The sequence below is a fragment of the Pseudomonas sp. CH235 genome (assembly GCF_004368175.1).
In the GTDB taxonomy this organism is placed as follows: Bacteria; Pseudomonadota; Gammaproteobacteria; order Pseudomonadales; family Pseudomonadaceae; genus Aquipseudomonas; species Aquipseudomonas paraglycinae.
This window is the reverse complement of sequence record NZ_RRZJ01000028.1, coordinates 50,685-76,381: the sequence shown is the minus strand read 5'-3', so window position 1 is coordinate 76,381 and position 25,697 is coordinate 50,685. Positions and strand designations below refer to the sequence as shown.

Here is a 25,697-nt window from a genome sequence, read left to right as displayed (position 1 = left end):
GACTCTCGTGGTTTTTTTGAACATATATATGAGATCGTCAGTAAGTTGTGGAGGGATGATTTGCTTCGGGCGAGTCTTGAAGATCAAACTCAATGGTGATTTTGATTGGCCTATTTATTTCGTGCAATTTAAGAAATTAGCGTTGCCCGATTAACTGTGATTGATGGAGGCTAGACGGGGAAAGACTATCGATAACATGCACGCTATACCCCGGAACATTCTTCGCATGATGCTTCGCCTGCGAAGCCATTTCCGCCAACTGACTCGCATCCAACTGCGCACACGCTTCGGGATGCAAATGCACCACGCCAATGGACAATGACAGCAACGGAAACTCCTGACGAATGCCCTGGCGGTTCGGCGCAACAAAACACCCAGCCTCCAGATGTTCCGGGCGGTAGAAACGCCGGCATTGGCTCTGGAAATCATCAAGCAATTGGTTCAGCCGTTTGCGCCAATCCTCCGGGCCGAGCACCAGCAGGAAATCGTCACCACCGATGTGGCCAACGAAATCCCGGGATGGGTCGACGCGTTCGTTGAGGCATTGCGCCAGACACAGCAATACCTCATCCCCACGCCCATACCCATAGATATCGTTAAAGGGTTTGAAGCTGTCGATGTCGACATAACAAATGACCGACTCCCGTCCCTGTTGCAGCAACCGTGTCAGGCACTGCTGAATCGGAACATTCCCCGGCAGCAACGTCAGCGGGTTGGCATAGCGGGCCTGCTGGATTTTCAGTTCGGTGATCAGTTTGAGCACGTCAATCACCCGGCCCAGGCCCAGGTAACCGCCGTTGAGGGTGATGATGAAGTCTTCTTCGATGCGTTGCCGGGCGCGGCTGGTGATCAGACGGCTGACCTGTTGCAGCGACTGGCTCATTTCCACGGCGAGGAAGTCGTCGTTCATCAGGCGGCTGATCGGTTTGCGGGCGAACAGGTCGGTGGCGAACGGTTTGAGCAGCGCATCGGACAGCGAGTGACGATGAACGATGCCGCATGGCTGACCCTGTTCGTCGAGCACCGCCAGTGAGTTCAGGTTGGCCTGACGGCGGAAGGCTTCCAGTACGGTAGCGGTCGGTGTGTCGCGATTCACGGCCGGTTGATCGTTGAGCAGGGCGCTGAGGTCGCTGCCTTCATCGTTCAATGTGACGGCGCTGCTGTCGTGCTTGGGCATCAAGGCGCGGGCATCGCGCGGCGGGTGTTCCTGAGGGCGGCCGAGCAGGTATCCCTGCACCAGATCCACACCCATCTCGGTCAGCACTGCCAGCTCTTCCGGCAGTTCGATGCCTTCGGCAATCACCTGTGCCCGCGAGGCCTTGGCGATTTGCAGGATCGATCCGACGAACTCGCGTTTCAATGCGTCCTGATGAATGCCATCGATAAAGTGCCGGTCGATCTTCACGTAATCCGGCCGCAGCTCCGACCACAGGCGCAGGCTCGAATAACCAGCCCCAAGGTCATCGAGGGCAATCGAAAAACCCATCGCCCGATAGTGATGCAGCGCAGTTTGCAGCAACTGAAAGTCATCGATCGGCGTTTGTTCGGTGAGTTCGATCACCACCTGACTCGGCGGGATACCAAAATCCTGCAGCAGCTGCAGCGTGCGCCCCGGCTGGTGCGCGGCTTCGAGCAGGGATTCGGGAGAGACGTTGAGAAACAGCTTGCCCGGCAACTGCTGTTCGTTGAAACGGCGACAGGCGCTTTGGCGGCAGGCGATTTCCAGTTCGCTCAAGCGTCCGGCCTGGCGGGCCACGGCGAACAGGGCGATGGGGGAATGCAGCGGGCTGTTGGACGGGCCGCGGGTCAGGGCTTCGTAGCCGAGAATGCGCCGTTCAGAGAGGCAAATGATCGGCTGGAACAGGCTGTGTAATCCGCTTTGAGTCAGGATCGAGCTCAAGGCACTCAGCTGTTCGGTCGTGGTCATGGCAATCTCTGGCGATAAAAAAAGGACTGGGAGCGTTCTCGATGAAGAGAACAGCTCCCAGTCCTTTATTGCACGACAGAATGATGACTGTTTGATGACGATCCGGGGATCGTCAGCATTAAATTGCCATCACCTTACTTCTTTGCGACCTGATTGCTCAGCTTGAGGTAATCCAGCAGCACGCGCCCGGTCTCGCTCAGGTAGGCGTCGTCTTCCGGTTTGACCTTGTCCGGCTCGGCGGCCGCCAGGGCGTCCTCGTCTTCTTTCTTCAGCTCTTTGAGCGGTTCTTCGCCTTTGGCCTTGCGACGGATGTTTTCCATCGCCAGTTGCTTGGCGTCGATGTCGGCGTGCTGGGCACGGCGTTCGGCTTCATTGAGGCTGACGGTTTTTTCTTCCAGCAGCTTCTGCGCCAGGGCCAGCTTGTCACGGATGAACACAAACTCCGCGTCCTTGGCGGAACGGGTGTCATGCTCGGATTTCAGCTGGGCCAGATACGGCTTGAACGGATCGCTCGCCGGTTTGATCGCCGCGCGGATGGTGTCCCACGGCATGGCTTCCGGCAGGGCGCTTTCGCCGATTTCCTTGGTGTCGATGATCGACGGGTAATCGATGTCCGGCAGTACGCCCTGATGCTGGGTGCTCTGACCGGAAACCCGGTAGAACTTGGCCAGGGTCAGTTTCAGTTCGCCATGGTTCAGCGGCTGGATGGTCTGGACCGTGCCTTTGCCGAAGGTCTGGCCACCGATGATCAGCGCGCGGTGGTAGTCCTGCATGGCGCCGGCGAAGATCTCCGAAGCCGAGGCGGACAGACGGTTGACTAGCAGCGCCATCGGGCCTTTGTAGAAGGCGCCCGGGTTTTCATCTTCAAGTACATCGACCCGGCCATCGGCGTTACGCACGAGCACGGTAGGGCCCTTGTCGATGAACAGGCTGGTCAGCTCGGTGGCTTCCTGCAGGGAACCGCCGCCGTTGTTGCGCAGGTCGATGACCACGCCGTCGACTTTCTCTTTCTGCAGTTCGGTCAGCAGCTTCTTGACGTCGCGAGTGGTGCTCTTGTAGTCCGGATCGCCGGCACGAAAGGCCTTGAAGTCGAGGTAGAAGGCCGGAATCTCGATCACGCCGAGCTTGTAGTCTCGGCCGTCCTGTTTCAGGTTCAGCACGGACTTCTTCACGGCCTGGTCTTCGAGCTTCACCGCTTCACGGGTGATCGGCACGATCTTGCTGGTCTGGTCGTTCGGCGCATTGCTCGCCGGGATGACTTCCAGACGCACCACGGTGCCTTTCGGGCCACGGATCAGCTTGACCACTTCATCCAGACGCCAGCCGACCACGTCGACCATCTCTTTGTTGCCCTGGGCAACGCCGATGATCTTGTCGGCCGGAGCAACCTGCTTGGTCTTGTCGGCCGGGCCTGCCGGCACCAGACGCACGACTTTCACCTGGTCGTTGTCGCTCTGCAACACGGCGCCGATACCCTCGAGGGACAGGCTCATGTTGATGTCGAAGTTCTCCGCGTTATCCGGCGACAGATAGTTGGTGTGCGGATCGTAAGACATGGCGAAGGTGTTGATGTACGCCTGGAAGATGTCTTCGGCGCGGGTCTGGTCCAGACGCGCCAGTTGATTCTTGTAGCGCTTGGTCAGGGTTTCCTGGATCTGCTTCGGCTCTTTGCCGGCGATCTTCTGCCGCAGCACCTCGTCCTTGACGCGTTTGCGCCACAGGTCATCGAGTTCGGCGGTGGACTTGAGCCACGGAGCGTCCTTGCGATCGATCAGCAAGGTTTCCTTGGTGGTGAAGTCCATCTTGTCGACGCCTTTGTTCAGCTCGGCAAGGGCGAAGTCCAGACGCGCCTTCACGCGGTCCAGGTAGCGCTTGTAGATGGTGAACCCGGCGTTGAGGTCGCCGCTCTTGAGGAAGTCGTCGAACTGGGTCTTCCACTTGTCGAATTCGGCGATGTCGCTGGCCATGAAGTAGCTGCGCGACGGGTCGAGCAGCTTGATGTAGCTGTCGTAGATGATCACCGAGCGCGCATCGTCGAGCGGCGGCTTGCTGTAGTGGTGACGCTTGAGCAACTCGACGACGTTCAGACTGGCGATCACTTCGTCGCGATCAGGCTGCAACTTGTCCCAGCTGTTGGCTGCGAATGTGGTGCCCGACACCGGCAACAGACCGATACCGATGAAAAGAGCGAGGGCGGTGCTGGGGAGCAGATGCTTCATGCTGATTCGACGCGGGGACAATTGATAACGCATATTAGGCCGTCTTTGAAGTCGCCGGTACCTCTACGCTCTGTACGATAACTGCTGTTCAGCGTTCGTTCAGACCCCAGGGCCGGTCGCATAATGCAAAAAGCCCGGCGCTACAGCTTCGGGCTCAGTCCAGACTCACTATGGAGGCACTGTGAAGGCATTGCAAGGCGTTGAAGGTCAAGTGGCATGGGTTGATGAACCAAGTCCTACATGTGATGTAGGACAAGTTCGCATCCGGGTGGCGGCAGCGGGCCTCAATCGCGCGGATTTATTACAGAAAGCTGGACTTTATCCACCCCCTCCAGGTGCCAGCCAGGTGCTGGGTCTTGAGTGTTCCGGGGTGATCAGCGAGGTCGGCGCAGGCTCGTCCTGGCAGGTCGGTGACCGGGTCTGCGCCTTGCTGGCCGGGGGCGGGATGGCGCAAGAGGTGGTCGTCGACGGAAGGCATGTGCTGCCGGTTCCGGAAGGTGTATCGCTGATCGAGGCCGCTGCGTTGCCCGAGGTGTACGCGACCGTCTGGCTGAATGTGTTTCAACTCGCTGCGCTCAAACCGGGTGAGAAAGTTCTTCTGCACGCCGGAGCCAGTGGTATCGGTTCAGCCGCCATTCAACTGTGCAAGGCTTTCGGCAATCCCTGCTGGGTCAGCGTCGGCTCGGCCGAGCGGCTGGCCTACTGCGAATCGCTGGGGGCCCAGGGCGGGGTGGTTCGCACCGACGATCTGGAAAGCCTGCGGGATTTCGGGCCGTTCGATGTGATTCTGGATCCGGTGGGCGGCAATTATTCGGCTTTGAACCTTAAGTTGATGGCTCAGGACGGCCGATGGGTGCTGATCGGCCTGATGGGCGGCCGCGAGGCGAAGTTGGATCTGGCCCAGGTGCTGGCCAAGCGCGTGCAACTGCTGGGCTCGACCCTGCGCAGCCGTGAAGATCAGTTCAAGGCCGATCTGTTCAGCGATCTGAGCCAGCACGTGTGGCCACTGTTTTCCGAAGGTCGCCTGAAGCCGCAACTGGCCAAGACCTTCCCTATCAAGGATGCCGAGGCTGCGTTTGCCGAGCTGGCGAGCAACACGGTGGCGGGGAAGCTGGTGCTGGTGATCGACGAAAGCCTGAGCTGATCGTTGATGCTTGTGGGAGCAGGCTTGCTCCCACAAGACAACCGCTTACTTCCAGAGGTGGATCGGCCAGCCGGACTTCTCGGCCTCTGCAAGCAGGACCGGATCCGGATTGACCACATGCGGAAAATCCACTTTCAGCAGCAGCGGCAGATCATTGCGTGAGTCGGAATAGAAACTCGCGCCCTCAAGGTTTTCCTCTTCGGCATCCAGCCATTCCAGCAAGCGGGTGATTTTGCCTTCGCGGTAGGTCAGGGTGCCCACGGTGTGGCCGCTGTAAACGCCATGCGCCACTTCCAGTTCGATCCCCAGCACCTCGTCGATGCCCAGTCGATCGGCAATCGGTTTGACCAGGTGCGTACCCGAGGCCGAGATCACCAGAATCCGGTCGCCGGCCTTGCGGTGGGCAGCAATGGTTTTGGTCGCGTCGCTGAAGATGATCGGCTCGATGAAGTCTTCCACCCACGGCCCGACCAAGTGATCGACCTCTTCCGGGGTGCGGCCGATCAAGGGTTCGAGGCTGAACTCCATGTAGTCTTCCATGCGCAACTTGCCATGGCTGTAGGCGTCCATCAGCTCGTTGTTCCGGCGCATGAACGACTCGGGATCGACCCAGCCCAGGCGCCCCATCTGCTCGCTCCAGAGGGTGGCGCAGTCGCCGTGGATCAGGGTTTCGTCCAGATCAAAAATTGCCAGGGCCATCAGTTCAGTTCCCTCTTGGGTGTCAGCAAAGTCATCAGGCTACCTCACACAGAGCGGTGGGATCGATGGAAAGTGACAGGCGCTGACCATCGGGATGCAGATCCGCCGCCGAACGGTTGAGCACATCCACCACCAGTTCCACGCCCCGAGCTTCGACGCGGTAGCGGATCACGTTGCCCAGCAGACTGTGGCTGCGGATTTGCGCATCGGGTTCACCGCTGAGGCTGAGTTCAATGGCTTCCGGGCGAATCGCGATGCGGTGATTGATCGGCCGCTGCAACAGCTTGGAGGCACTCTCGGCATCCAGCAGGTTGTAGTTGCCGATGAAGCCGGCGGCGAATACGTCGACCGGTGCGGTGTAGAGGGTTTCGGCATCGCCGCTTTGTACGATTTTTCCCTGATTCATCAGGAAAATCCGGTCAGACATGGTCAGGGCTTCTTCCTGATCGTGTGTGACGAAGATCGTGGTCAGGCCAAGTTCGCGCTGGATCTGACGGATCTGTTCGCGCAGGTGTTTGCGAATTCGCGCATCGAGGGCCGACAGCGGTTCATCCAGCAGCAACAGGCGCGGACGGGTCACCAGCGAACGGGCGAGGGCGACACGCTGACACTGGCCGCCGGACAGCTGATGCGGATAGCGACTGGCGAAATCGTTGAGTTCAACCAGTTTCAACACTTCGGCAACCCGCTTGTGGCTGTCGTCGGCGTTGACCTTTTGCATGCGCAGGCCGAAGGCGACGTTCTGTTCGACGGTCATGTTGGGGAACAGCGCGTAGCTCTGGAACACCATGCCGATCCCGCGCTTCTGCGGGGTGAGCGGCACGATGTCGACGCCATCGAGCAGAATCTTGCCGCCATCCACCGGCGTCAGCCCGGCGATGCAACGCAGCAGGGTGGATTTGCCGCAACCGGACGGACCAAGCAGGGTGACGAATTCACCCTTGTTGATTTCGCAGTTGATGTCGCTGAACACCGTGGTGCCCGCGTAGTTTTTCTGAAGGTGTTGGACGCTGACATAGCTCATTCGCTTTTGTCCTTGTTCAAGATGTTGGCGACCCAGGTCAGGACCAGCACGAAAAAGAAGTAGGAGATCACCAGCGCACTGGTGAAGTGGCCGCTGCTGTTGCGCATGTTGTTCAGATAAACCTGCAGGGTTTCGTAGCGGGTGCCGACCAGGATGTTGGCGAACACGAACTCACCGAACAGGAACGAGAACGACAGCAGCAACGCGACCATCAGGCCTTTGCGCAGGTTCGGCAGCACCACCAGGAAAGCTGCCTGAAAAGTGCTGGCGCCAAGCAGTTGGGCGGCGTCCATCAGGTCGCGCAGGTTGATCGCTTGCAGGTTGTTGGTGATCGCCCGGTACATGAACGGCAGCGCCACGGTGAAGTAGCAACCGATCAGGATCCACGGCGTGCCGACCATCGCGAACGGCCCGGAACCGTAGAGCTGCAACAGGCCCACCGACGACACCACCGGCGGTACGGCGAAGGGCAGCAGGATCAGGATGTTCATCAGCGCATCGAGTTTCGGGAAGTGGTAATGCACCACGAACAGCAGCGGCAGGATCAGCACCACCGACAGGATCAGCGCGCCGACGCACACCAGCAGCGACTGACCGAAGGCGTGCAGAAAACGCGGATCGCTCCACAACTGGATATACCACTTGAAGGTGAAACCGCTGGGCAGGATGGTGGCCGACCAACTGCTGGCGATCGAGTAGATCAGCGTGCCCACCAGCGGCAGCAGCAGGATGGCGAACAACAGATAGACCACGACGCGGTGGTAGACGCCGGCCGGGCCGGATTCAGCGCGAGACATGGTAGCTCCTCTTCAGCAGCAGTTGATGCACGACGGTCACCAGGGTCATCAGCGCCACCAGCACCACGGCCAGGGCGCTCGCCAGGTTCGGGTCGAGGGAAATGTCGCCGGAGACCATCGCCGCAATCCGGATCGGCAATACGTTGAAGTTGCCGGTGGTCAGCGCGTAGACCGTGGCGTAGGCGCCAAGGGCGTTGGCCAGCAGGATCACGAAGGTGCCGAGCAGGGCCGGGGTCAGTACCGGCAGGCCAATGTGGCGCCAGAACTGCCAGCCGTCAGCGCCGAGCAGTGCGGCGGATTCGCGCCAGTCTTCACGCAGTGCGTCGAATGCCGGGTACAGCAGCAACACGCCGAGGGGAATCTGGAAGTAGGTATAGAGAATGATCAACCCGGTTTTCGAGTACAGGTTGAAGTCCTCGATGATCCCGGCCTGCTTCAACATGATGGTGATGCTGCCGTTGAAGCCGAGCAGGATGATGAACGCAAACGCCAGCGGCACGCCGGCGAAGTTGCTGGTCATGTTGGCGAAGGCGTTGACGAAGTTGCGCAGCTTCGAATCGACCCGGCGCAGGGAGTAGGCGCCCAGCACCGCGATGATGATGCCGAACACACTCGACCAGAAACTGATTTCGAGGCTGTACTGGATCGCCTGCAAATAGAACTTCGAACTGAAGATCTTGCTGAAGTTGGTGAAGCCCCAACCGAATTCTTCCGATTGCAGGCTGTTGATCATCACCCAGATCAGCGGGGCGATTTCGAACACGATAAAGAACAGTGCGAAAGGCACCAGGCACAGGGCGGCCAGCCATTTACCGCGAGTCATTGAGTTCACTTGAGTAACTCCCGGCACACAGGTTTGTCGTGGGGCACGCCGAGCAGTTCGCAGACGGTGCCGCAGATGTCGGTCTGCTTCGGCGTGGCGTCGGTGTTTAAGCTGAAGGCGTCACCGAGTACAAACAACGGCACCTGGCGTTCTTCCGGCAGCAGGCCGTTGTGCGAGCGGTCGTTGTTCATGCCGTGGTCGGCGGTCACCAGCACCTGGCAACCGGCGTCGAGCCAGCCTTGCAGGTAGTCGGCGAGGATGATGTCGGCGCTGCGCGCGCTGTTGCGGTATTGCGGGGTGTCGAGGCCGTGCTTGTGCCCGGCGTCGTCGATGTTCATCGGGTGGATCAGCAGAAAGTCCGGTGCATGGCGCAGGCGCAGGTTTTCGGCGTCGGCGAACAGGTGCGAATCCGGATAGTGATCGTTCCAGTAAAAGTGGCCGTGCTGGATCGGTAGCGTCGGGTCATCGGTATGCCGATCCCGTGCTGCCACGAACGGCGAGCGGTTGTAGAGCTCGCTGACCCAGTGGTACGCCGCAGCGGCGGTTTTCAGACCGGCATCACGGGCGTAGTGATAGATGCTGCGCTGGTTGGACAGGCGCGAGACGTTGTTGTGGACGATGCCGCTGTCGATCGGCGGTACGCCCGTGAGGATGCATTCGTAAAGCGGTCGGGACAGGGCCGGCAGCTCGCACTCCAACTGGTAGAGCGCGGCGCGTCCTGCGCCAACGTAAGCCTGCAGATGCCCCATGGCGTGACGCGCGACCTCGTAGTTGAGGCCGTCGAGCACGACAAGGATGACGGTGTGCTTCATAGGGGCAAAAACTCCGCGAAACAATAAATCGGAAAACTCGAAATCAACACGGATCCTGTGGGAGCGGGCTTGCCCGCGAAGGCGTCATGCAATTCAACACATTTGTTGAATGTGAAATTGCCATCGCGGGCAAGCCCGCTCCCACAGAGTTTTGCGTCAAACCCTGTTGGGTTTACGGGCTTACTTCATTTCTACGATGACTTCTTCGTTCCACTTCTGCGGCAGGGCCTTGGAGGTTTTCTCCCACGCATCGGCGTCCTTGATCGGTGTGACCTTCTTGTACTGCTCGTTCGGCAGCAGCTTGGCCTTCACGTCTTCCGGCAGTTGCAGGTGCTCGGCGCGGATAGGGCGAGCGTTGCCGCGGGCGAGGTTGGTCTGGCCGGCATCGCTGAAGATGTATTCGCGGGTCAGCTTGGCGGCGTTCGGGTTCTTCGCGTATTTGTTGATGATGGTGGTGTAGCCGGAAATCACCGAACCGTCGGACGGGATCAGCACCACGTAGTCATCCGGATTGGCCATCTTGGCCTTGTAGCTCAGGCCGTTGAAGTCCCAGACCACGCCGACTTCGATCTCGCCTTTTTCCATGGTGGCGATGGTCGGGTTGGCCATCGACAGGCGACCCTGCTTGGCGATGTCTGCGAACAGCAGCAGGGCAGGCTGGAGGTTTTTCTCGTCGCCGCCGTTGGCCAGCGCAGCGGCAAGTACGCCGTTGGCAGCCTGGGCCGCGGTGCTCACGTCACCGATGGAAACCTTGTATTTGCCGCCCTTGAGGTCAGCCCATTTGGTCGGTACTTCGGAGCCGTGCAGCAGCTTCTTGTTGACGATGAAGGCGATGGTGCCGGTGTAGGCCAGTGCCCAGTTGCCGTCCTTGTCCTTGGCCCAGTCCGGCACTTGATCCCAGGTGCTCGGCTTGTACGGTTGCACCACGCCTTGCTTGACCGCGATCGGGCCGAAGGCCGCGCCGACGTCGCCGATGTCGGCGGTGGCGTTGTCTTTTTCGGCGGCGAACTTGGCGATTTCCTGGGCCGAACTCATGTCGGTGTCGATGTGTTTCAGGCCGTATTTCTTGGCCAGGTCTTCCCAGGTACCTTTCCAGTTGGCCCAGTCATCGGGCATGCCGACGCTGTTGACGGCACCTTCCGCTTTCGCAGCGGCTTCGAGGGTTTTCAGATCATCAGCCGCCATGGCGGCGGTGCACATGGCAATGGTCGAGCCTAACAGTGTTGCCAGGAAAAGCTGTTTCATTCCGAAGCTCCTTGGTCGTGTTCAACGCTGCGATTGCGGATTGTGTTGGTCTAGGTCAGCAATACCTGAGCCAATGTAGGGGGGCTGGATGACACTTTGATGTCGGCGGATACCTGACCCGCGTTTTATTTCTCCTGTATCGACGGCTGCCCGCTAAGCGTAGACCACCCGCAAAGTCCCGGTGGGCAAGGGACTTGGCCGATGTATTGCAAGTTGTCAGGGCGACCGTTCGGTAGTTTTGTCATCTCTCGGTCATCTGCACTGCCTAGGCTTGCAACATGACCAAACGGCGCAATAGCTGTGCGGTTTTGCCCCGAAACAGTGCTGGTCTAGTCCAGATAGGTAACGTTGATGCGCGATGAGGCAACAAAAGCGGTGACAGCGATTGGCCAGATCCTTCAGGAGCAACTCGACCATGGGTTGCTGGCGGCGGGGAGCAAGTTGCCGGCCGAGCGCAAGCTCAGTGAGTTGTTCGGCACGACGCGGATTACGGTACGGGAAGCCTTGTTGCAGCTGGAGGCGCAAGGGCAGATTTATCGCGAGGAGCGGCGGGGCTGGTTCGTGTCGCCACCGCGTCTGGCCTATAACCTGATGCAGCGCAGTCACTTTCACGCGATGGTCAGTGCGCAGGGGCGGGTGCCGTCGACCGAGGTGATTTCGGCGCGCTTGCAGCCGGCGTCAGCGGCGGTCTGTGCGTGGTTGCAATTGCCGGCGTTGTCGAGCGTGATTCAGATTTGCCGGTCGCGGCGGATCGATGGGCGGCTGGTGTTGTATGTGGAGCATTATCTGAATCCGCAGTTTTTTCCGGGGATTCTGGAGTTTGATTTGAATCAGTCGATTACCGAGCTGTATGCGCGGCATTACGATTTGCATTATGGGCGGGTGCGGTTCGAGATTGTGCCTACGTCTTTATCGGTCGATGCGGCGGCTGCTTTACGGGTTTCGGTGGGGAGTCCGGGGTTGAGGATTGCTCGGGTTAATTATGATCAGTCTGGGCGGTTGATTGATTGTGATCTGGAGTTTTGGCGGCATGATGCGATACACGTTGGGGTTGATGTGGTTTGATCGCTTTGTGTGAATATCCGTTGCTGCGGTAACGGCTTCTTAGGGTTTCGCCCTTACGGCGAGTCACTTTTTTCAAACGCCAAAAAAGTAACCAAAAACGCTGGGCCCCGGCGTTCGGCACCTCGCCTGGGCTCGGTGTTCCTTCGTTCCGGGATTCATCCGGGGGCATCGCCTACGGTTTGCTTCGCTGCACCTCCTCTCGATGTGTTCGACTTCGTCGAACGGTCGCTGCGCTCCCACCCCCCGGATGAATCCCTCCACTCAGCCTGCCGAAGGGGCCGGCACGTCAAAAGCTTTTCTTGAGCTAACGCTCATCGTGTTTTGGATGTGCGCCTCTTAAGCGTTGGTTCTGCTGTTTGAGTTGAATTTTTCAATTGGGCGAATCCGGACCTGGATTTCTGGACGTTTCCTACTTGTTGTTCGGCTGCATCTGACGCGACAGTTTTTTTTGTGCGAGGTACATATATAACGCAGTCCGTGGTTGTTATTTCCATACATTTCTCCAGGCGCTGGACGCAATGTTTGAATTTGTTTCCGGTTGTCGAGCACCGCATTTAATTCAAGGAGGAATGTATTTATGGCACGGCGTGGAATTGAGCTTCCAGCTTCAATCGTGAGGCCGGACAATTAAGATGTTTATGTGCACTACTTAGGTCTCGGTGAAGGCTCCGGGCCGGCAATTGATTTTGCCCCCTTGGGGGAAATACTGGATATGGAAAATACCTATAAGGCATTTTCCGGAAGTCTGCCTCAGATCCTTGAAGTTGAACTTGCCCAGGTCAGGGCTGGCGGTGATTCGAGTTTATTGCCTCCCTTGGACACGCTGGCGCGTGAGCTGCGTTTCCGGGATGCGCTGATCGCCAGAAAGTTTGGTGCGCTGATCGCGGCGAAGGACATTGCGATTCAGCGGTTTGGCCATGCGCAGGTCGAAACGTTTTTCAATGGCGGTCGGTTACCGCAGGTCAATCGGCGTGGCGGTAACGTCAGCGTTCGCCAGGCCTATAGCGAGTTGTTCAATGCCAAGTTGCTGGTAGAAGGCATCGGCCAGTTGAACAGTCAGTCCGCAACGGTCAGGAATGTAATCGCGGCTGTGCAGGTGCAAGAGGCCAATCGAATTGCACATGAGCAGGCGCGCATCGCTGCGCAGAATCAGGCTCGGCTTGTGGCCGAGGAGCAGGCGCGTGTAGCTGCACAAGCGGCAGAAATCGCCCGGCTGGCGGCCGTTGATGAAGCTCGTCAAAAGGCTGAAGAGCAGGCGCGACGTGAAGCCGATGAGCATGCACGGCAACTGCTTGAGGATCGATTGCGCGACGCGGATCGGGCGCGCTGGGAGGCGCAAGCCTTCCATTTGCAGGGCGCTGCCTGGAATCCGCAACTTGTATTTTCGACGTCGACCGGGCCGGTTTCCATCCGCGAGAGCGCAAGGTCGAGATTGCGGGCGGCCATCCGTTCCGCGTCGGCCGGATTATCCGCTCTGGCCGCGGGCACGGTGTCGGGTTTGATGGTGGGTGTTGCAGCACTGGTTTACTCGCCCGCGCTGGGAAACGGTGAGCTGCCCAAGCGGTTTCTGGTCAGCGTGCCGTTGTCCGATCTGCTGTCCGGTCCCGTGCCAGATTTGGGTCAGCTCGCGGCTACCGGTGGTTCTCTGGATTTGCCCGTGCGTGTCAATTCCAGAGCTGGCGAGGGCGATCACACCGAGCTGCTGGTCATTCCAGTCGATGGCGTCAGGTTTCCCACTGGCGTGCCGGTGATTGCTGCCGTTCACAACCCGCAGGACAACACCTATCGCGCGACGACCACCGACATTCCATCAGAAACATTGGTATGGACGCCGTCAATTACGCCCGCTGACAGTTCGACTGTATTGCCCGTTCCCGAACCGGATCCTGCGCAATATACCGGCGGCGACATCGTCCCTGTCGAGGGGCGAATTGATCGTCATCCTGATCTGGGTGATTTTGATTTCAATGACTGGATTCTGGTTTTTCCACCGGATTCCGGCATCCCCCCGCAATACATCATGTTCCGGGATCCGCGAAACGATTCCGGGATTGCTTCCGGGTACGGAGAGCCAGTGGCGACGGGGTGGCTCGAGGCGGCTTCGCAAGGCAATGGTGCGGCGATTCCGGCGCAGATTGCAGAGCAATTGAGAGGTCGGCAGTTCAGCGATTTCAGGACGTTCAGAGAGTCCTTCTGGAAAGCAGTAGGGGCAGACTCCGAGCTCTCTTCACAATTTGGCAATACCAATAGAGAGCGGTTAATGCGCGGGCATTCTCCATTTACCATTCCTGGTGAGCAGGTAGGCGGTAATAAAGTTTATGAAATTCATCATCTGGATTTCATCAAGAATGGAGGTGCGGTCTACGATATGGATAACTTAAGATTGTTGACACCTAAGCAGCACGTGGAAGTTCATTCTGCTAGTGGAGGAGAAAGAAATGCATCGTAAACTCGAAGACTATACGGAGTCAGAGTTTCTTGAGCTTTTGAAAGGTCTCTGTTATGTAACCAGCTGCAGTGAAAGAGAATACATGGTCCTTGTTGAAAAGTTTGACGCTGCAGTGGATCACCCAAGGGGTAATGGAATTATTTATTATCCGCTGGATGGCGAAGATGATAGCCCTGAAGGAATACTCCAAACGCTGAAGAGCTGGCGTGCGGAGAACGGGATGCCCGGATTCAAAGGGTAAGCCCAAATCAAAGGACCCCAATCGAAGTGCATTCCGATTGGGGTTTATTCGGTAACTATTTTTCAGTCTCCACTCCACCGCCCGCCGTGATCACCTGCACATTCATCCTCGGCGTCGCCAGGTCCAGCCCGGCCTCGTCCAGATGCCGTTTCAGCGACAAATTGAACGCCCGTGAAACCTCCCACTGTTTGATCGGTGCGGTCTTGAACCTTGCGCGCAATATCGCGTTGCCGGATTCAAAGCTTTCCACGCCCTGAAATTCCAGTGGCGACCAGATGTTGCGTCGCTGCAGTGGGTCGGTGCGCATTTTCTGGCCGACGTCGCGCATCAGTTTGATGGCTTCGTCGATGCTCATGTTGAAGGGCACCGCCACGCGGAAAATCGCGTAGCCGAATTCGCGGGAGTAGTTTTTGATGCTTTTGATTTCGCTGAACGGGATGGTGTGGACGATGCCGTCGATGTCCCGCAGGCGTACGGTGCGGATGGTCAGGCCTTCGACGGTGCCCAGGTGGCCGCCGACGTCGACGTAGTCATCGATGGCCAGAGAGTCTTCGATGATGATGAACAGGCCGGTGATCAGGTCGGCTACGAGCGACTGGGCGCCGAAGCCGATGGCCAGGCCGATCACGCCGGCACCGGCCAGCAGGGGCGTGACGTTCATGCCCATGTTCGCCAGCGCGACGATCAGGGCGATGATGAAGATCGCCACGAACAGCACGTTGCGGATCAGCGGCATCATGGTTTGCGCGCGGGCGTTGGCCAGGCCTTTGCGAGAGCGGGTGAGGGCGTGGTGCACGGCGGTGTCGCTGAGGATCCAGATCAGCCAGGCGAAGATCAGCGTGCCGATCAAACTGAACAGTTTGACGCTGACGTCGTGGCCTTCGCCTTCGGTGAAGCCGATCAGCGACATGCCCCACACCCGCAGGCCGAGTTCGATGAAGGCCAGCCACACCAGCAAATGGGCGAGGGTGTAGAAGAAGCTTTTCAGGCGCTCGGAATACAGCGCGTGGCGTTTCGGCCCGCGTTGGGGTTTGAGGGCGTGGCGGCGGACGAGGCCGTTGATGACCATGCACAACACCAGCAGCACGGTGCAGATCAGCGACTGGCGCAAGGCGGTGCTGGTGTCGCCGGCGGAGACGAAGGTGGCGAACAGCGAAATACCCACCAGCACCAGCGCCGGGACGTACCAGAAGGTGCCGAGGATTTCGATGGTGTCGCTGAGGGCGCGGCGGGTCAGGCGGCGGGACAGGGGCTGGTTGCGGATCAGGTGGGCGATCGGTCGGCGGAAGCGCAGGATGAACAGGCCGGTCGACAGCGCCGCGAGGACATTGGCGACGGTGGCGGCGGTGTGGGCCAGGTGCACACCAAGGCCGGCCACCAGGCGCGGATCGCTCAGGGCTTCACCGAACGCGGCGAAGCTGCCGATCAGCCACAACGGCCGAAAGGCCTGGTGACGCAGGATGTACAGCGCGCGGTGCCGGTGCGGACCGTCGAGTACGGAGAAGGCGATCACGCAGATGGCCGAGAAACAGGTGCCGACCACCAGTGCGTAAGCCAGCACCATCGCCAGGCTTTTGCCCAGTGACGAGGGCAATGCGTAGCTCATGTAGACCGTGATCACCAACGCGATCAGCCAGGGGCCGAGCTTGCGCAGGGCGAAGCGCAGCATGTCGAGGGCCCGGGGGTTTTGCGGCAGTTCTTCGGTCAGGCCGAAGCGCATGCGTACCCGGTGGCCGAGCCAGATCAGCGCGGCGGCGAGCAGGCTCCAGACCGCGAGGATCACGGCGAAGGCGAAGATGATCGGCAGCCATTCGCTGGCCGGCAGCATCAGGCCTTTGAGCTCGTCCTGGGCCATGTCGAATTCGGCGGACCAGCGATTGAGCGGGCTGTCGGCGCCGGTGAACTGTTTTTCGAAAGTGGCGAGGGTGCCGCCGATCAGTCCCAGCACACCTTCTTCGGGGCTGGCCTGGGCTTTTTTCGTGGCGTCGCGGAGTTTTTTCAGGTCGGTCAGCAACTGGGCGCGTTGCTTGTCGTTTTCCAGCGACTTGATGACTTCGTCCAGCGACTGGCCGAGCGGTTCCTGAGCCTCGGGCTGGGCCTTGCCGGACCCCGTGAGCAGTCCCGGCAGACCGGCAGCGTCGGCGGGCGCCGGCGACATCAGGGTCATCAGGCAGACGAGAAACAGGCAGGGCAGAGCAAAAAGACGAGCGAACACTAGGCGGTCAACCTCGCAATGGGCGGATCGGGCGAGTGTACGAGCCCGCCAGATTCAATGCGAGCCGGGCGCGGATTTATTCGTTGAGTTTGGCGAGGATCTTGTAGACCACGGTGGCCAGGATCATCAGCATGCCGATCCACATGGCGAACACACCGGCGTTCTTGTCACGGAAGTTGAAACCGATGGCCAGCAGAATCATTCCGCCGAGGATGGGAATGAGCATGGAGTGGAACGCAGACATCGAGATCATGGCGACAGCCTTGTCGAAGGGAATGATTCAAGTCTAGGTGGGTTTTCGATGGACGGTGCTGATGTGTATCAGAAATGAGCCGGTTTTACGGGCCGGGGGATCGCAGCTCCACGCTGCGATCCCGGCTGCTTGCTACGGCAATTCGCGACTGGCGTAGAACGCGCTCAGCACTTTGACCAGGTGGGCCAGGTCATGGCTGCCGCACAGTTCGCGGATCGAGTGCATGGCGAAGGTCGGCAGGCCGATGTCGACGGTGCGCACGCCCAGGTGGCTGGCGGTGATCGGGCCGATGGTCGAGCCGCAGCCCATGTCGCTGCGCACCACGAAGCTTTGCACCGGCACTTCTTCGGCCATGCACAGATGGCGGAAGAAACCGGCGGTTTCGCTGTTGGTGGCGTAGCGCTGGTTGCTGTTGACCTTGATCACCGGGCCGGCGTTGAGTTTCGGGCCGTGGTTGGCGTCGTGCTTCTCGGCGTAGTTCGGGTGCACGCCGTGGGCGTTGTCGGCCGAAACCAGCAGGGATTTCTGGATGGTGCGTACGAATTCGTCACCTTCCGGCAGCAGACGGCGCAGGGTCTGTTCCAGCATCGGGCCGTCGGCGCCACACGCCGAGCAGGAGCCGACTTCTTCGTGGTCGTTGCACACCAGCACGCAGGTTTCTTCGGTGTCGGCGGTCAGCAAGGCTTGCAGGCCGGCGTAGCACGACAGCAGGTTATCGAGGCGTGCGCCGGCGATGAAGTCGCCATGCAGGCCGATGACCGCAGCGCTCTGGGTATCGTAGAAACTCAGCTCGTAATCGAGCACCACGTCGGCGTTGAGGCCGTGTTCGCGAGCCAGTTGATCGGTGAGTACCGCGCGGAAGTCCACGCGCTCGTCACCGGCGAACTGCGCGAGAATCGGCGGCAGTTCGGTCTGGGCGTTGATGGCCCAGCCTTGGTTGGCTTCACGATTGAGGTGGATGGCCAGGTTGGGAATGATCGCGATCGGGGCCTTGAAGTCGATCAGCTGGCTCTCGACTTTGCCGTCGCGGCGGAAGGTGACGCGGCCGGCCAGCGACAGGTCGCGGTCGAACCACGGCGCCAACAGCGCGCCGCCGTAGACTTCGACACCGAGCTGCCAGAAGCCCTGGCGTTGCAGTTCAGGTTGTGGCTTGACCCGCAGGCACGGGCTATCGGTGTGGGCGCCGACCAGACGGATGCCGTCGTGCAGCGGCGAGTTGCGGCCCATCTTGATCGCGACAATCGAGGAATCGTTACGGGTGACGTAGTAACGACCATTGGCTTCCGTGTGCCAGGTTTCGCGCTCGTCGAGGCGCACATAACCGGCGGCCTCCAGGCGTTGAACAAGGCTGGCGGTGGCGTGGAACGGGGTAGGGGAGGCCTTGAGGAAGTCGATCAGGCCTTGGTTCAACTCTTCGCGCATAAGAAGCTCCAGACAGCAATGGGCGGGAGTTTAACGCATCACTCCGCCCCATTGGGACGTGGTTGCGCGGGTATTGTCAGGAGTGATGACCGATGCGCTTGTGCCCCACCATTCATGACGGCCGATTTGCTGGTCACACACATGCTTCAAGGTGTTGCCTGGCAGGGTCTCAACCGGTGATCAGTCTGCCATTGAGGAAGACTTCACGGCGTTGCTTGCGACCGATGTCTTCATGCTTGCTCGACTGATAGACCGCTTCGAACTTGTCTCGAGATAAATCGGGCAGCGCACTGAGGTATTGATCGACCAGTTGATCGTAGGCGGCTTCGGTAATGAATTTGTAGACTTCCCGACGATAGAAAAAGCCCAGTTGAAAACCGAGTGTTTCACTCAAGTGCGCGGTCGGGCCGGCGAAGCAGTTTTCAAAGTCGATGGCTTTCAGTGGTCTGTGCGTTTGCTCGGGCACCATGATGTTGCCCACCCAGAAATCCATGTGAGTGATGTTTTTGCTGGCCAGCGAGCTGAGCAGTTGAAACGCGTCGAGGATGAAAGCTTCGATGTTCTGGGGATTGCGTCTGATGCACTGAGCGCCATCAATATGGCCTTCGAGCAGGTGTGTCAGAAGGAAAAATTCCTCGGTCAGGCCAAGCCTGCTGCGGGTATAGCCATAGCCCTTCAATGGCGGCATATCCACGCCCCGGCGCTGAGCTTCGAGGGAGTTCATCAACTCTTCGAGCGGCCAGTCGAAGCGCCCGTTGCGTTGCGGTTTGTTCAGGCTCACCCGCACCTTTGCCTTGAAAGTGTCCAATGGCTGGACCTTGGCAAAGAGCGGGGTTTCACACGAGGACAGCGGTGCGCTGGCCCGGGTCAGTTTGCGCGCGCGACGTTTTTTTATCAGCTGCTCGAGGGCCTCGCGCGCCGGGATGCTGGGTGGTTCGCTCAGGTGCAGGGTAGTGTTACCGAATGCATAGATGATTGGATATTCGGATTGGAGCGTTTTACTGCATAACACGGGAAAAGGCCTCCTGCCTGATGTCGAGGTGCCAAAATTTATAATTGATTACAATTTTATGACAGTTCTTTACGTCAATCTATTGCCGGTGGGATTTTGACAGGACAAAAAAAAGCCCTTCATCAGGAAGGGCTTTCAGAGGCAGACGCGATTCAGAAGGGTGCCGGGCACTCGAAGCGCAGGCGCTCGCCGCTTTGCGGATGAGTGAAACTGAGCATGCTCGCGTGCAGGCACAGGCGGGGCCAGGCCGCCAGCGCTTGCTCGTGGGCGTAGAGCCCGTCACCGAGCAGCGGATGACCGATCGACAACATGTGCACGCGCAATTGATGCGAGCGGCCGGTGATCGGTGTCAGTTCGACACGGCACCAGTCGCCGCAACGTTCCAGAACCTTCCAGAACGTCAGCGCATGCTTGCCTGATTCATGATCGACCACATGCCGTGGTTTGGTCGGTGGATCGTAGCGCAACGGCAGGTCGATGCTGCCGCTGTCCAGTTCCGGCTGACCCCAGGCCAAAGCGGTGTAGGCCTTTTCGGTTTCGCGATCATGAAACTGGCGCGACAACTCGCGGTGGGTGTCGGCGTCGCGGGCGAGCAGAATGATCCCCGACGTTTCCCAGTCCAGGCGGTGGACGATACGCGCTTCCGGGTAGCCGTTTTCCTGCAGGCGGGTGATCAGGCAGTCCTTGTTGTCATCGGCCCGACCGGGTACCGAGAGCAACAGGGTGGGTTTGTTCACCACCAGTACGGCGGCGTCCTGATGAATGATTTGGACGTTGGACAACGGCATTAAAACAGCCTCGTAACAAATGCCAACGGCGGCTCCGGGCCCCTCCGGTGTCGGAAGGGCGCTGAGCCGCCGTCGTTCCTGCCGGATCGACTCAGCGATCTGGCAGGGTGATGTTGAGTTCCAGAATCGAGCAGCTGCCCTGGCTCTCCAGTGCCACGTGTACGTCGTCGTTGCCGATGTTGACGTATTTGCGGATCACTTCCACCAGTTCCTTCTGCAAGGATGGCAGGTAGTCAGGGGTGCTGCGCTGGCCGCGTTCATGCGCCACGATGATCTGTAGACGCTCTTTCGCGACCGAGGCGGTACTTGGCTTTTTGTTGGCACGAAAGAAGTCAAAAAGGTTCATTACCTACCTCCAAACAGACGCTCGAAGAATCCCTTCTTCTCGACATTCAGGAACCGGTGTTCTTTTTCCTTGCCCAGCAGGCGATCAACGGTATCGCTGTAGGCCTGGCCGGCGTCGCTCTGATCATCGAGGATCACAGGTACGCCCTGGTTGGAGGCCTTGAGTACGGCCTGGGATTCCGGGATGACGCCCAACAGGCGTACGGCGAGGATTTCCTTGACGTCTTCGACGCCGAGCATTTCGCCTTTTTCGACGCGCTCCGGGTGGTAGCGGGTGATCAGCAGGTGTTCTTGGATCGGCTCTTCGCCACGTTCGGCGCGACGGGACTTGCTGGCCAGCAGGCCGAGCATGCGGTCCGAGTCACGTACCGATGACACTTCCGGGTTGGTCACGACGATCGCTTCGTCAGCGAAGTACATGGCCAGGTGGGCGCCTTTCTCGATGCCGGCAGGGGAGTCGCAGACCACGAACTCGAATTGTTCCTTGAGCTCCATCAGGACTTTTTCCACGCCTTCGACGGTCAGTGCGTCTTTGTCGCGGGTCTGGCTGGCGGCCAGCACATAGAGGTTTTCCAGGCGCTTGTCTTTGATCAGGGCCTGTTGCAGGTTGGCTTCGCCGTTCACGACGTTGACGAAGTCATACACCACGCGGCGCTCGCAGCCCATGATCAGGTCAAGGTTACGCAAGCCCACGTCGAAGTCGACGATCACTGTTTTGTGGCCGCGCAGAGCGAGGCCGGTACCGATAGCGGCGCTGGTGGTGGTCTTACCCACACCACCCTTGCCGGATGTAACCACGAGAATCTTGGCCAAGGTGTTTCACCCCTAAGGAAGAAGGACTGTTCAGCCCCTGAAAAACATCTCTAGAAAACTACTGCAGTCGGACAGCCTTGGCTGGAATTCGGCTTTTGGCCTTTTTCCTACTTCGTTTGAGCCGTTTTCGCTACGTTTTAGAGATGCTTGGAAAATGCGGCAGTATCCGTTAAAGCCGAATGATGTTCAACACGTCGCCCGACAGGCTGACCTGTACGCCCGAGCCCCACATCGGATCGCGACGCAGGTCCTCGGAAACCTTGTAATGGCCTGCGATGGAGATCAGTTCAGCGCTCAATTGCTGACAGAAGATCCGCGCCTTGGTGTCGCCCTTGACCCCGGCCAGCGCACGACCGCGCATCGGGCCGTATACATGGATGTTGCCATCGGCGAGAAGTTCCGCCCCCGGGCTGACCGAGGAAACCACGACCAGATCGCCACCTTGTGCATATATCTGTTGGCCACCACGTACTGGCGTGGTGATGACGCGGGTCGGTTTGACGGCTGGCTCCGGTGGTTTTTCCGGCTTCTTCGGTGCGACGGGTTCGGCGCTTTCCAGCGGTCGTTCGCGGGCGCCGGACGGCGGCAGCACCGGGATGTCGATGGCGATGGCGGCGGCGATGTCTTCGATGCGGCTGGCGCGGATCGCCAGGGTGCGCAGGCCGTGCTGGCGGCACACGCGCATCAGGCCCGGCAGGTCGACGGCGCCTTCGCTTGGCGGCAGTTTGTCCAGCGCCAGAACCAGCGGCGCGTTGCTGAAGAAATTCGGTGCCTGGGCGACTTTGGCGGCCAGTTGCCGATCGAGGCTGTCCAGGTTATTGCGGGACAGCTCCAGCACCGTAATGGCGAGCATGCTGCCCTTCAGCTGGAACACGGGATCTTGGTCTAGCGGTTCGGTTTGGCTCATGTCGGCATACAACGGCTTGTCACTAAAAGTGCCGAGACTTATAACGAGAACGCCCGCAGGCCGCAAGCCGGGTCGAACGATGTAGAATGCGCGGCCACTGTATTTACGGAAGCTTTAATGGATCGCCCGCGTTTTCGAAAAGCATTTCTTGCCCCACGCTTCTGGCCGCTCTGGTGCGGCCTCGGGCTGTTGTGGCTGATCGTGCAGCTGCCGTATCCAGCCTTGCTGGCCATCGGTCGTTTTCTTGGTGCCCTGATGTATCGCTTCGCCGGCGACCGGCGGCGTATCGCCAAGCGCAATCTGGAACTGTGTTTCCCGGAAAAGTCCGCCGCCGAACGCAAGCGTCTGCTCAAGGAAAACTTCGCGTCCACCGGCATCGCCTTCTTTGAAATGGCGATGAGCTGGTGGTGGTCGCGTCAGCGCCTGGCGAAGCTGGCCCACGTCGAAGGCCTGGAGCACCTGCAAAAGGCCCAGCGCGAAGGCAAGGGCGTGATTCTGATGGCGGTGCATTTCACCACCCTGGAAATCGGCGCAGCGCTGCTCGGCCAGCAACACACCATCGACGGCATGTACCGCGAACACAAGAACCCGTTGTTCGACTTCGTCCAGCGTCAGGGCCGCGAGCGGCACAACCTCGATTCGCTGGCGGTGGAACGTGACGACGTGCGCGGCATGCTCAAGCTGCTGCGCGCGGGCCGGGCGATCTGGTACGCACCGGATCAGGACTACGGCGCCAAGCAAAGCATCTTCGTGCCGCTGTTCGGGATTCAGGCCGCGACGGTCACCGCCACCAGCAAGTTCGCCCGTCTGGGCAAGGCACTGGTGGTGCCGTTCACCCAAGAGCGTCTGGCCGACGGCAGCGGTTATCGTCTGGTGATTCATCCGCCGCTGGAAGGTTTCCCGGGCGAGACCGAAGAGGAAGATTGCATCCGCATCAATCAGTGGGTCGAAGGCGTGTTGCGTGAGTGCCCCGAGCAATACCTGTGGGCACACCGGCGCTTCAAGAGCCGGCCACCGGGTGAGCCGAAGCTGTACGCCAAACGCGGTTGATTGACCCATCCCCATAAGCACCACGGAGCGTTGCGATGAGCCCAGCTGAACCGGTCACAGGTTTGATTCTTTCCGGCGGCGGGGCTCGGGCGGCGTATCAGGTGGGGGTTCTGGCGGCGATTGCCGAATTGCTGCCGTTGGGGGCGGACAATCCGTTTCCGGTGATTGTCGGCACGTCGGCCGGGGCGATCAACGCGGTCAGCCTGGCCAGCGGTGCCACGGATTTTCGCGCCGCCATCGAACGCCTGACGCTGTTCTGGCAAGGCTTTCGCAGCCATCGCGTGTTGCGCAGCGACTGGCCGGGGGTGATCCGCCAGGCCAGCCGTTTCGTCAGCCACAGCCTGTTGGGCATGGGCCGGCAAATGCCGGTGGCGCTGCTCAACAGTTCACCGCTGCGTCATCTTCTCAACGAAAAACTGCACCTGCCCGGCATCGCCGAGTCCATCGCGCGCAAGCAGTTGCATGCGGTGGCAGTGACGGCGTTTGGTTACGAGTCGGGGCAAGCCGTGACTTTCTATCAGGGCGGCGGCACCATCGATTCCTGGCTGCGTCATCGGCGCATCGGTGTACCGACGCAGTTGGCGGTGGAGCACTTGCTGGCCAGTTCGGCGATCCCGCTGTTGTTCGCGCCGGTGAAGATCGGCGATGAATATTTCGGCGATGGCGCGGTGCGGCAGTCGGCACCGATCAGCCCGGCACTGCACCTGGGCGCGAGCCGGGTGCTGGTTGTGGGTGTCAGCGGCAACCCGCGTGGTTTCGATCCGGCGCAACCGCTGGAACGCACTTACACCGGGCAGCAGCCGACGCTGGCGCAGATCGGCGGGCACATGCTCAACAGTACGTTCATTGATAGCCTGGAAAGCGACATCGAGCTGCTTCAGCGTCTTAACCAGTTCAGTCATCTGATGCCTGAAGGCACGCCGACCCGCGCGCTGGGGGTGGCACCGGTGGATGTGCTGGTGATCTCGCCGAGTCAGCCGATCGATGAAATCGCGGCGCGGCATCGCCAGGAACTGCCGGCGGCGTTGCGGCTGTTTCTGCGTGGGCCGGGAGCGACCAAGACGAGCGGGGCAGGGGTGTTGAGTTACTTGCTGTTCGAGGCGGGGTATTGCAGCGAATTGATCGACCTCGGGCGGCGTGATGCCTTGGCCAAACGTGATGAGCTGTGCCGGTTTCTCGGGATTGGCGAGGCGCTGGTTCCGGCTTGAGATTAGTGGTGCGGCAATCGCCAGCAGGCTGGCTCCCACCGGGATTTGTGTCGTGCACAAAACCAATGTGGGAGCGAGCCTGCTCGCGATGGCGTCCGTGAAGACGCCGCACTATCAGAAGTGGAACTTCACCAGGAAGCTGGTCACGTTCTGATTGGTGGTGAAGGCCTTGGTGTCGTCGATACCGTACTTGTCTTTCCAGTAGTCGTATTCAACACCGACGTACAACTGCTTCTCGCCGAAATTCAGCGCCTTGCCCAGGTCGTATTTGACCTGAGGGTTGAAGTGCAGGTTGGCGTGGTATTCGCCTTTGTTGTTGACGTCGTTGTCGACCACCCAGTCCATGTAGCCGTCGATCAGGATGTTCGAGTCGCCCACCGGAATGGTGTAGGACCACACTGGTGTGATCTGCCAGACGTTGTCACCCGCACGCGAGCCTTCGGTGTGACGCTGGTAGAAGTTCAGCTGGAAGTAGTCGAAGCCCGGAATGGCCAGGTCGAAGCCCGGGCCGATCAGGTAGGACTCGGTGTCACCCTCGCCGAACTCGTAGGTCATCGCCAGCAGGACATCCTTGATCGGACCGAACTCGATCTTCTGGTCGAGCACCTTGCCCAGCGAGATGCGTGGCTGGAACTCGCCGTAGTAGGTGTTCGGACCGTTGTTGAAGTCCTTGTCACCGTTGTAGAAGATCTTGTCGAGGAAGAAGAAGTTGTCCCCGTACTTCCACGCATCGGCGTGCTCGAAGGTCACGGTCTGCTGGATGGCCGGGTTGACCTTGAAGTCTTTGCCGTAGAGGTAGGTCAGGCTGTTGTTCTGCCATTGCAGCAGGCCGTCTGCCATGGCCTGACCCCCTGCCAGCAGCGATCCCGCAAGCATCAGGCTGGTGCACATACGTTTCATTCGGTTGCTCCCAAAGTAGGTGTTCCACGTTTATTTTTTTGAGTCGGCGCTCTGGTGTGGCGCCTTTTTTCGTTGCTGCAAAAGTCATCCATCCGGTCAGCTTTCATGCTGTTAGCAAGAGCTGAGCCAAGGCTTTTCGAAAAGCAAAAAAACGCCCGTCGGCTGCTGAAAAACAGTCGATTGAGCGTGTTTTCGGGATGCCTCGGTACTGACCGCGGCCGGGATAAGTTGGCTTTTCGGTCAGGAATTAAATTCGGGCTTTTTTTTAGACCGAATTCAGGAGGCCGCGGAGAATACTGACTCAACGGCCAGGCCTCAAGTGCCCCGCAACAGAGCACC

Annotated in this window: 23 protein-coding genes; 6 read left to right on the top strand and 17 right to left on the bottom strand. The window is 59.5% G+C overall.

Features of this window, described 5'->3' with window-relative positions; all coding sequences use genetic code 11:
- Positions 1-136: 136 nt before the first annotated feature.
- Both EIY71_RS23210 and EIY71_RS23205 read right to left on the bottom strand, forming a co-directional pair.
- A complete protein-coding gene (locus EIY71_RS23210) occupies positions 137-1,927 on the bottom strand; it encodes a bifunctional diguanylate cyclase/phosphodiesterase (RefSeq protein WP_134023266.1) in 1,791 nt (596 codons plus the stop codon).
- 134 nt (positions 1,928-2,061) lie between these two features.
- Positions 2,062-4,146, bottom strand: a complete 2,085-nt coding sequence (locus EIY71_RS23205) for a carboxy terminal-processing peptidase (RefSeq protein WP_165369544.1) — start codon at positions 4,144-4,146, stop codon at positions 2,062-2,064.
- Positions 4,147-4,327: 181 nt separating this feature from the next.
- On the opposite strand from EIY71_RS23205, the gene EIY71_RS23200 reads away from it, so the two are divergent.
- Positions 4,328-5,290 (top strand): zinc-binding dehydrogenase, encoded by a 963-nt coding sequence (locus tag EIY71_RS23200; protein WP_102688261.1) that lies wholly within the window; start codon positions 4,328-4,330, stop codon positions 5,288-5,290.
- Between the two features lie 45 nt (positions 5,291-5,335).
- Here the strand turns inward: EIY71_RS23200 and EIY71_RS23195 are convergent, their stop codons facing one another.
- The 6 genes from EIY71_RS23195 to EIY71_RS23170 form a co-directional block, all read right to left on the bottom strand.
- Positions 5,336-5,989 carry an HAD family phosphatase gene (locus EIY71_RS23195; protein WP_102688262.1) on the bottom strand — a complete coding sequence of 218 codons (654 nt, stop codon included), beginning with the start codon at positions 5,987-5,989 and terminating at the stop codon, positions 5,336-5,338.
- A 34-nt stretch (positions 5,990-6,023) separates the two neighbouring features.
- The gene (locus EIY71_RS23190) at positions 6,024-7,013 is read right to left on the bottom strand and encodes an ABC transporter ATP-binding protein (protein ID WP_085748482.1); all 990 of its coding nucleotides are present in this window, start codon (positions 7,011-7,013) and stop codon (positions 6,024-6,026) included.
- Positions 7,010-7,810 (bottom strand): ABC transporter permease, encoded by an 801-nt coding sequence (locus tag EIY71_RS23185; protein ID WP_007960203.1) that lies wholly within the window; start codon positions 7,808-7,810, stop codon positions 7,010-7,012. The genes EIY71_RS23190 and EIY71_RS23185 overlap by 4 nt, the downstream gene beginning before the upstream one ends.
- A complete protein-coding gene (locus tag EIY71_RS23180; protein ID WP_166673444.1) occupies positions 7,797-8,633 on the bottom strand; it encodes an ABC transporter permease subunit in 837 nt (278 codons plus the stop codon). The genes EIY71_RS23185 and EIY71_RS23180 overlap by 14 nt, the downstream gene beginning before the upstream one ends.
- Positions 8,634-8,638: 5 nt before the next feature.
- Complete coding sequence (locus EIY71_RS23175; RefSeq protein WP_102688264.1) at positions 8,639-9,445, bottom strand: alkaline phosphatase family protein; 807 nt, start codon at positions 9,443-9,445, stop codon at positions 8,639-8,641.
- Positions 9,446-9,625: 180 nt separating this feature from the next.
- Positions 9,626-10,690 carry an ABC transporter substrate-binding protein gene (locus EIY71_RS23170; RefSeq protein ID WP_134023264.1) on the bottom strand — a complete coding sequence of 355 codons (1,065 nt, stop codon included), beginning with the start codon at positions 10,688-10,690 and terminating at the stop codon, positions 9,626-9,628.
- Between the two features lie 351 nt (positions 10,691-11,041).
- On the opposite strand from EIY71_RS23170, the gene EIY71_RS23165 reads away from it, so the two are divergent.
- From EIY71_RS23165 to EIY71_RS23155, 3 genes are all read left to right on the top strand, one after another.
- Positions 11,042-11,755, top strand: coding sequence for a UTRA domain-containing protein (locus tag EIY71_RS23165; RefSeq protein ID WP_085732333.1), 714 nt, complete (start codon positions 11,042-11,044; stop codon positions 11,753-11,755).
- A 712-nt stretch (positions 11,756-12,467) separates the two neighbouring features.
- The gene (locus tag EIY71_RS23160; RefSeq protein WP_134023262.1) at positions 12,468-14,204 is read left to right on the top strand and encodes an S-type pyocin domain-containing protein; all 1,737 of its coding nucleotides are present in this window, start codon (positions 12,468-12,470) and stop codon (positions 14,202-14,204) included.
- The gene (locus EIY71_RS23155) at positions 14,194-14,445 is read left to right on the top strand and encodes a bacteriocin immunity protein (RefSeq protein ID WP_102718285.1); all 252 of its coding nucleotides are present in this window, start codon (positions 14,194-14,196) and stop codon (positions 14,443-14,445) included. The genes EIY71_RS23160 and EIY71_RS23155 overlap by 11 nt, the downstream gene beginning before the upstream one ends.
- Positions 14,446-14,500: 55 nt before the next feature.
- On the opposite strand, the gene EIY71_RS23150 is transcribed toward EIY71_RS23155, so the two are convergent.
- The 8 genes from EIY71_RS23150 to minC form a co-directional block, all read right to left on the bottom strand.
- Positions 14,501-16,660, bottom strand: coding sequence for a mechanosensitive ion channel family protein (locus EIY71_RS23150; protein WP_102688269.1), 2,160 nt, complete (start codon positions 16,658-16,660; stop codon positions 14,501-14,503).
- 76 nt (positions 16,661-16,736) lie between these two features.
- Positions 16,737-16,913: a hypothetical protein gene (locus EIY71_RS28615; protein WP_165369545.1), complete on the bottom strand. Its 177-nt coding sequence runs from the start codon at positions 16,911-16,913 to the stop codon at positions 16,737-16,739.
- Positions 16,914-17,045: 132 nt separating this feature from the next.
- The gene (locus EIY71_RS23145; protein WP_007960074.1) at positions 17,046-18,335 is read right to left on the bottom strand and encodes a M18 family aminopeptidase; all 1,290 of its coding nucleotides are present in this window, start codon (positions 18,333-18,335) and stop codon (positions 17,046-17,048) included.
- 169 nt (positions 18,336-18,504) lie between these two features.
- A complete protein-coding gene (locus EIY71_RS23140) occupies positions 18,505-19,347 on the bottom strand; it encodes a hypothetical protein (protein WP_085748488.1) in 843 nt (280 codons plus the stop codon).
- A gap of 152 nt (positions 19,348-19,499) precedes the next feature.
- Positions 19,500-20,135, bottom strand: coding sequence for an RluA family pseudouridine synthase (locus EIY71_RS23135; protein ID WP_085748489.1), 636 nt, complete (start codon positions 20,133-20,135; stop codon positions 19,500-19,502).
- A 91-nt stretch (positions 20,136-20,226) separates the two neighbouring features.
- Complete coding sequence (minE, locus tag EIY71_RS23130) at positions 20,227-20,481, bottom strand: cell division topological specificity factor MinE (RefSeq protein ID WP_007960071.1); 255 nt, start codon at positions 20,479-20,481, stop codon at positions 20,227-20,229.
- Positions 20,481-21,293, bottom strand: coding sequence for a septum site-determining protein MinD (minD, locus tag EIY71_RS23125; RefSeq protein WP_007960065.1), 813 nt, complete (start codon positions 21,291-21,293; stop codon positions 20,481-20,483). The genes minE and minD overlap by 1 nt, the downstream gene beginning before the upstream one ends.
- A 169-nt stretch (positions 21,294-21,462) precedes the next feature.
- Positions 21,463-22,200, bottom strand: a complete 738-nt coding sequence (minC, locus tag EIY71_RS23120) for a septum site-determining protein MinC (protein ID WP_102688301.1) — start codon at positions 22,198-22,200, stop codon at positions 21,463-21,465.
- A gap of 117 nt (positions 22,201-22,317) precedes the next feature.
- On the opposite strand from minC, the gene EIY71_RS23115 reads away from it, so the two are divergent.
- Both EIY71_RS23115 and EIY71_RS23110 read left to right on the top strand, forming a co-directional pair.
- Positions 22,318-23,250: a lipid A biosynthesis lauroyl acyltransferase gene (locus tag EIY71_RS23115; protein WP_007960061.1), complete on the top strand. Its 933-nt coding sequence runs from the start codon at positions 22,318-22,320 to the stop codon at positions 23,248-23,250.
- 35 nt (positions 23,251-23,285) lie between these two features.
- Positions 23,286-24,458, top strand: a complete 1,173-nt coding sequence (locus EIY71_RS23110) for a patatin-like phospholipase family protein (protein WP_134023260.1) — start codon at positions 23,286-23,288, stop codon at positions 24,456-24,458.
- Positions 24,459-24,572: 114 nt separating this feature from the next.
- Here the strand turns inward: EIY71_RS23110 and EIY71_RS23105 are convergent, their stop codons facing one another.
- On the bottom strand, positions 24,573-25,358 hold the full coding sequence (locus EIY71_RS23105) for an outer membrane protein OmpK (protein WP_085748491.1): 786 nt from the start codon (positions 25,356-25,358) through the stop codon (positions 24,573-24,575).
- Between the last annotated feature and the right edge of the window lie 339 nt (positions 25,359-25,697).